This window comes from Acinetobacter sp. HR7, from assembly GCF_000773685.1.
GTDB lineage: Bacteria > Pseudomonadota > Gammaproteobacteria > Pseudomonadales > Moraxellaceae > Acinetobacter > Acinetobacter thermotolerans.
The window spans coordinates 1-6,700 of record NZ_JPQO01000166.1; the positions used below are offsets into that span (position 1 = coordinate 1).

Sequence of the window (6,700 nt, forward strand, 5' to 3'; positions counted from 1 at the left end):
AGGTCGGAGAGGATGTCAAAGATACAAAGTCATAAAGTTTAGAATAATTGATTTGGGACGTACGTATAAATGAGGTACTAATATGTTAGTTATTGTTTATGCTCGTATTTTATTCTAAAAATGATATATTGCATGAGTTTTCAAGACATTGGCCACGTGAATTATTATCTTTCGTACCAGGTACTTTAAAAATAACGTGTTTTCCAGCAGAGATTATTTAATAATACCGTAACAACTGCACTGAGCTGCAAAACATTACAGCATAATACGCAGCGATTTCTTGACCTGTGGTCTACAAAAATAAGGAGCATGCAAAGGACATGTTTAAGTCTTTCTTTCCGAAACCCCTCTGGTTTTTTCTCAGCGTGGTGATCTGGTTTTTTATCAACCTCGCGATCTGGCATTCCGGTGGTTCCGGCTGGGGCAGCTATGTGGGGTTTAGTGAAGGTTATCATGAAGCGACATTGGCGATTGATATCAGCCGGTTCTGGTCGCAAAAATTCTTGTGGTTTTATCTGTGGTTCCTGACCGCGACAGCCTTGTTTGCAGGATTTTGGTATGTGGTGGCACGTCATCCCTGGCAGCGCTGGTCGGTCTGGGGCTCAGCCTTTATCCTGTTTAATATCTGGTTTGGCGTTCAGGTCAATGTAGTGCTGAATGAGTGGTACAGCCCGTTCTATGACCAGATTCAGAAGATGTTGACCAGTGGTGGTGGCGATGTCGGACTATTGTATCAGGGGGCATTGACCTTTATTTATATCGCGATGATTTATGTGACCTTGGCGGTATTTAACATGTTCTTTGTCAGCCACTATGTATTCCGCTGGCGTACGGCAATGAACGATTATTACACCTCGTTCTGGGAAAAACTGCGCCATATTGAAGGGGCTTCACAGCGTATTCAGGAAGATACCATGCGCTTTGCCCGTAGTACTGAAGAGTTGGGCGTATCCTTTATTGAATCCTTTATGCTGCTAATGGCCTTCCTGCCAGTGCTGTACAAGCTGTCCAGTCATGTCACCATTTTGCCGATCGTGGGGCATGTCGATCATGCCTTGATGTGGGCATCACTGGGTTGGGCCGTTCTGGGCACGGTGATCCTGATGGTAGTGGGGATGAAACTGCCTGGTCTGGAATTTAACAACCAGAAGGTGGAAGCGGCTTACCGGAAGGAACTGGTCTATGGTGAAGATTATGCCGAACGTGCTCAGCCACTGACCTTAAAAGAACTGTTTGGACGGGTGCGCTGGAACTATTTCCGCTTGTATTTCCACTATGCCTATTTCAACATGGTACGGATCTGGTATTTGCAGCTGGACAATATCTATGGTCTGTTTGTGCTGTTCCCGAGCATTGCAGCAGGGACGATTACTTTAGGTTTGATGATGCAGATTCTGAATGTATTTAACAAAGTACGTGAATCATTCCAGTATTTGATTTTGTCTTGGCCGAAAATTATCGAACTGCTATCGATCTATAAACGTTTGAAAGCATTTGAATCGCATATCCATTAATCGGTGCAGATTCATTTTAAAAGACCAGTTTTATGACTGGTTTTTTTATGTCTACTTCGAATTAAACTAAGTATCCGATGAACGGTTGATATTAAGTGAAAAAATGTGAAAAACATCCCAATTTTGGGATATTCAGTGAATTTTCGCATGACTAGAATCATAAAGACCAAGTTTGTTTGGTGCTTAATTTTCAGTCCCTCTGCCGTATAAAAATAATAACTGTACGTGAGTGAAAATTAAGGAGTTTGAAGCGCATTTAACTGTATGCTGGTGATGGAGAGTGCTTTGCTGTCCACCTTTAAGAGCTCGTGTTTCAGCATGACAGTTCCGCAGACCAAAGAAGTTAACATTTCTTCTTTGGTCTTTTTTCATGTCTGATTTTAACCTTCAAGCCTCATCTATCCAGATAAAAATTAAGCAGAATAGATCAATCATTGATCATTGTTCTGTGCTCTGGTTGTCATTTGAATGATTTTCTATGAGTTAAATAATTTTTATTAATCAAAGTTTTGTATTTGTTGTTTCCCCATTTTTGCTTTATGTTATGGGCATGCTTTGGGTTGAGATAACGGAAGTGAAACTGAAAGTATTTGCTCTCACAATAATAACAATGGGTTTGGCCGCGTGTAATGGAATACAGCATGGAAAAAAAACGATCATGCATCCTTATCATAGTCCGCAGGAACTGATTGCCAAACGACAGTTAAACAATACGGATGGCAGTGCCAAAGACTATGTTTATCTCTGGGATAAAAACCAGCAGAATAATGCCACACAGGCCATGTATCCGCGTTCGATCTTGACCCAGTACTGTCATGAACAGGGCGGTAAATTTTCCCTGCTATATAAAAGTCAGCTAAATCTGGTTCGAGATGCTGCCCAGCGCAAACGTTTAAGCAGCAACCGTGGGGTTATGCAGGGGATTGGGGCGTATAAATGTAATATGGATGATCTGACCGATAGCTGGATTGCTTCGATTGAGCCACTTTCCGAACGGCAGATGAATAATAGCAGTTCTAGCCGTAGTGTCAGGTTACTGACGCGTTTGATGAGTGCGAATGAGGCGAAGAATTTTTACCGTCCTTCCAAAGCAGCTATCGCTGAAGAAAAAGCCAAACTGAGCGCAGCTCCAGCCAAAGCAGCGGCAACCGCTAAAGCTGCAAATGCTAAAGTACCAGATGCCAAAGAACTGGCGCGTAAGGAACAGGAAAAGAAAGACAAAGAACTCGAGCGTAAGGAACTGGAACGCAAAGAGCTGGAAAAAAAAGAAGCCGAGAAAAAGGAAAAAGAACTCAAAGCAGCTGTAAAAGAAACATCACGCAGTCCGGTGGCAGAGACTCCACAGCAACAACAGTTAAAACTCTATGCGGCCGCACGACGTGACATTCAAAGTGGCAGAAACATGCTGAATGCCTGTAACAATGCCCAGCGTGCCTATAACTATGGCAAGCTGCAAGGTGCAGAAGGCACCCGCATTTATACTGAATCAGGGATGTTGGTGGCAAAATGCCTGACCAGTGTGCCGGTATATAGTAGCCGTTTTCCAAATGCCAGAGGGCAGGCAAAGCGGATACTGAATGGCTTGGCTAGCCAATATAACCATGCTGGGGCGAAGAACATGCTGAGACAGCTCAAGTAAATATTCCGGTTCAATTGAAAATGCCATGTTTCCGGACGTGGCATTTTTTATTCTTAAGGCTGAATTCAGCAAATACTTATAGTGTGATGGTTGCCCCTAGCACTTTCACAAACTGAGCCAACCAGGCTGGATGTGCAGGCCACGCTGGCGCAGTCACCAGATTTCCATCGGTTACTGCTTCAGTCACGGCGATATCGGCATACTGTCCACCCGCCAGTTTCACTTCAGCCGCACAGGCCGGGTAGGCAGAACAGGTACGGCCTTTGAGTACATTCGCAGCAGCAAGCAGCTGGGCACCATGACACACGGCTGCAATCGGTTTTTGGGCACTGTCAAATTCACGTACGATTTCAATTACGCGTTCATTCATACGCAGGTATTCCGGTGCACGGCCACCAGGAATCACCAGTCCGATATATTCAGACGTGTTCACCGCACTAAAGTCATAGTTGATGGCAAAGTTATGGCCGCGTTTTTCGCTATAGGTCTGGTCGCCTTCAAAGTCGTGAATGGCAGTGGCTACCGTGTCACCGGCTTTTTTGTCCGGGCAGACGGCATGTACGGTATAGCCGAGGCCAGTTAAAAACTGGAATGGCACCATGGTTTCATAGTCTTCGGCATAGTCACCGACCAGCATCAGCAGTTGTTTAGCCATGTTGTTACCCTCTCATTCATTATGATTTATATAGGAAATTTACTTTCATTCACCATAGCATAGGCCGGTTTTGGATTTAATATGTTTATTGTTCACTTTAGTCGTAGCTGGACAAGCTCAGTTTTATTCACTTTAAACAGCTTAAAAATCAGGTGGATTTTGCAATGCAATAACAGATGAACTGTCATGTTTTATGGTACAACAGGCAGACTGTTGATTGGAGTTTGCTTATGTCTCGCTGTGTTTCCCCTGTACGCCATAGATTTTTTAAAATCATTCGTTCTGCACTGATGGCAACGGCCTTGTTTGGAACGGTGCAACTGGCAAATGCAGGCTCAACGGTTGATCAACTCAGTGATTGTTTAGAAAAATCAACCACTGCTGCCGATAAAACTACAGTGATGCAATGGACTTTTGTGGCTTTGGCGGCACATCCAGACCTAAAAGCGTTTAGCAATGTGTCTGCACAGCACAAGGAAAGTCTGAATAAGAATCTGGCAGCGGTATTGCAGCGAATATTGGTGGAGCAATGTTCGGCACAGACTAAAGCTGTAATTCAGGCGGAAGGTTTGGAAGCAGTGGGGAATAGTTTTCAGGCACTCGGACGTAGTACGGGTGAGGAAATTTTGAAAAATCCGGAAGTGAATAATCAACTGAAGGGTGTGTTGCGTTATGTGGATATGAGTAAGTTAATTACCACTTTCTTGACACCGGATATTTGGAATAAGTTGGGTGTGGTAAGAGGGAAATAAGGTTTTCAAGCCCTATTTGAAAATGGCAACGATGATTCTAACCAGCCAGTAAATGGGATAGAAAATAAATTCGATTCCATCCACCAAGCCTAGACCTCGCTGTTTTCTGCGGGGTTCGGGTTGCATTTCGGATAGCCATTTACGGCTTTTGGGAATCAACATCAAAATGATGATGACTAGCGCAAATAAGCCAATGGCGATCTGGATAACGAAGAGCAAAAGGTCAGGTGTCATTTTTGTTTTTCCTTGATGTTTTTGATTTTATAGCATAAAAGATAATCCTCTCCCTAACCCTATCTTTTAAAAAAGGAGAGGGAATCCCGCGTCTCAAATTGATTACGTGATAAAGTCTCCCTTTTTAAAGGGAGATTTAGAGGGATTAAAATCACAGTAAATTAGGATAAAACTTCTCAAACTCCAAATTCACTGCTTCACCTCGCAGCAAATAACCTTTCGGCTGAATATAACTATAGATTTCCCGTGCAGGCTGTTCGTGCCAGCCAATATTAAAAGCACAAAGTTTTGGGAAAAATTGTAGATGGCTATAGTTCAGATTGTTATGAATCCAATAAGCAAGCTGTTGCCAGTTGGATTGGTCTTTTTCATACAGTTCTAGAAATGAAGGAATGACTATACACGCCGTTGCGCCGTAGCCTTTTTCGTCAGGATAGTCCCAAATATGGCTAGCAAAGTTTTTCTCATTACTGGCGCAGTTATGTCCTTTTTCATTGCCGAGTTGGTTCACGCTTGGCGAACGATAAGCAGATCGAATGGCGATACGACCAAATTTGTCTTGTAGCGGTTCAAGTCGCTGTTGGCAGAGTTCCGTGCCTGTGCGAATGGCAATGTCAGGATGGTCTGGAAAATTAGGAATGCCGTACCAATTGGCGATTTCGCTATAGAGGAAGTCACGCATAAAGAAGGACTTTGAAAGTCGGATACGTCCTAAATCTTCAAGTTTATTAATAGAGGATACTTTTTTGATGGTCATGTTGTTTTTGATAGGAAGTGTCTGGATTGATTGTATGTTTAAATTGATGAAATTTAAATAATAATCCACTCCCTATCCCTCTCCTTTAATAAAGGAGAGGGAATATCCATTACTAAATTTATGAAGAAATTTGATAGAGGGATGAAAGCTCCTTCTTCCAGAGAGAGGCGAAGATGTGATAAAAAAACGTATAAATCCTTGAAAGTTAGTTTGCTATTTGTGGAATCGGCTGATTTTTTGTTTCTTCAATTATATAGACCATTGGATAGGCTATGAATTCGGCACCTAAAGTATCTCTTACATTGGCAATGCATAGATTTTTTGGATTTTTAATATATTTGAAATTAATATTGAATGGACTATTTACACCCCATTTTTTACCAGAGATTTTTTCACAGCTAGCTTGTAGCTCTGAATCTTGTTGTGAAAAATCCAGAACATCACTTAGATCTGTAAACATGAGTTCAAAAATACGGTCAAATGCATAACTAGCTACTTCATCAAATCGTTTTTCATCAATTTCAGTGATCACAGAAAAGTGTTCACTTCTATAACGATACATTCGTGTCTTTTTATTAATATCCATCGCAATCGTAAAATCTAAATAAAACTTATTTTTATCAGATGAAACGAAAACATAGGGTATTAATTTAATATCTGTTTTCTCATCTATGCTAAAAACAAAAGAAGGGCTAGAAGTTATCAGTTTCTTTTTTAGTTTTTCAGTGACAAGTTGATCAAATTTTTTTTGCTGTAAGAAAAGTGATCGATTTGCAGTTTTTGCATTACTTACATTATTGTTAGCAATACTTAGTCCGATAATCTCTGCAAAAAGTGGTCCAGGTGTTGGCATTGCGCCACCAATTGTTGGAGGAAGTCCAATGAGCACTTGAGCATTCGGTAATGATTTATCACGCATCGCACCATATCGAAATTTAGATATAGATTCACTAGAAACACTAATTGTCATTTCATTATTAATAAGTGGAATTTTAGTTAAAGGACTCATTGCATGAGTTAAACAAAAACTGCTAAAAATTGATATAGTAATAAGAAATTTTTTAAGCATTTGATCCCTCGAGAACAGTTTTTAATGCATATTGCAAAATTGTACTAAGAGTATATTAGGGCAGAGTAAAACTTGAAGTG

General features: G+C 41.3%; 7 protein-coding genes. 3 read left to right on the forward strand and 4 right to left on the reverse strand.

The features are described from left to right. Positions 1-320 precede the first annotated feature (320 nt). Positions 321-1,514: a peptide antibiotic transporter SbmA gene (gene sbmA, locus GW12_RS08340; RefSeq protein WP_034586177.1), complete on the forward strand. Its 1,194-nt coding sequence runs from the start codon at positions 321-323 to the stop codon at positions 1,512-1,514. Positions 1,515-2,124: 610 nt separating this feature from the next. Continuing rightward, positions 2,125-3,153 (forward strand): hypothetical protein, encoded by a 1,029-nt coding sequence (locus GW12_RS08345; protein WP_034586180.1) that lies wholly within the window; start codon positions 2,125-2,127, stop codon positions 3,151-3,153. Positions 3,154-3,229: 76 nt separating this feature from the next. Here GW12_RS08345 and GW12_RS08350 read toward each other — a convergent pair whose 3' ends face one another. Then, the gene (locus tag GW12_RS08350) at positions 3,230-3,808 is read right to left on the reverse strand and encodes a DJ-1/PfpI family protein (protein ID WP_034586183.1); all 579 of its coding nucleotides are present in this window, start codon (positions 3,806-3,808) and stop codon (positions 3,230-3,232) included. Between the two features lie 230 nt (positions 3,809-4,038). On the opposite strand from GW12_RS08350, the gene GW12_RS08355 reads away from it, so the two are divergent. Continuing rightward, positions 4,039-4,560, forward strand: coding sequence for a hypothetical protein (locus GW12_RS08355; RefSeq protein WP_034586186.1), 522 nt, complete (start codon positions 4,039-4,041; stop codon positions 4,558-4,560). 12 nt (positions 4,561-4,572) lie between these two features. Here GW12_RS08355 and GW12_RS08360 read toward each other — a convergent pair whose 3' ends face one another. The 3 genes from GW12_RS08360 to GW12_RS08370 form a co-directional block, all read right to left on the reverse strand. Continuing rightward, positions 4,573-4,794: a hypothetical protein gene (locus tag GW12_RS08360; protein WP_034586189.1), complete on the reverse strand. Its 222-nt coding sequence runs from the start codon at positions 4,792-4,794 to the stop codon at positions 4,573-4,575. A gap of 151 nt (positions 4,795-4,945) precedes the next feature. Beyond that, positions 4,946-5,551, reverse strand: coding sequence for a hypothetical protein (locus GW12_RS08365; RefSeq protein ID WP_052127899.1), 606 nt, complete (start codon positions 5,549-5,551; stop codon positions 4,946-4,948). Between the two features lie 205 nt (positions 5,552-5,756). Beyond that, entirely contained in the window at positions 5,757-6,620 is an 864-nt protein-coding gene (locus GW12_RS08370; protein WP_034586192.1) for a hypothetical protein, read from the reverse strand. Positions 6,621-6,700: the final 80 nt, after the last annotated feature.

What these genes read in the sequence shown, in the direction of transcription:
- sbmA (WP_034586177.1), top strand. Translation starts at nt 321, where the DNA reads ATGTTTAAGTCTTTCTTTCCGAAACCCCTCTGGTTTTTTCTCAGCGTG.
- GW12_RS08345 (WP_034586180.1), top strand. Translation starts at nt 2,125, where the DNA reads ATGGGTTTGGCCGCGTGTAATGGAATACAGCATGGAAAAAAAACGATC.
- GW12_RS08350 (WP_034586183.1), bottom strand. Translation starts at nt 3,808, where the DNA reads ATGGCTAAACAACTGCTGATGCTGGTCGGTGACTATGCCGAAGACTAT.
- GW12_RS08355 (WP_034586186.1), top strand. Translation starts at nt 4,039, where the DNA reads ATGTCTCGCTGTGTTTCCCCTGTACGCCATAGATTTTTTAAAATCATT.
- GW12_RS08360 (WP_034586189.1), bottom strand. Translation starts at nt 4,794, where the DNA reads ATGACACCTGACCTTTTGCTCTTCGTTATCCAGATCGCCATTGGCTTA.
- GW12_RS08365 (WP_052127899.1), bottom strand. Translation starts at nt 5,551, where the DNA reads ATGACCATCAAAAAAGTATCCTCTATTAATAAACTTGAAGATTTAGGA.
- GW12_RS08370 (WP_034586192.1), bottom strand. Translation starts at nt 6,620, where the DNA reads ATGCTTAAAAAATTTCTTATTACTATATCAATTTTTAGCAGTTTTTGT.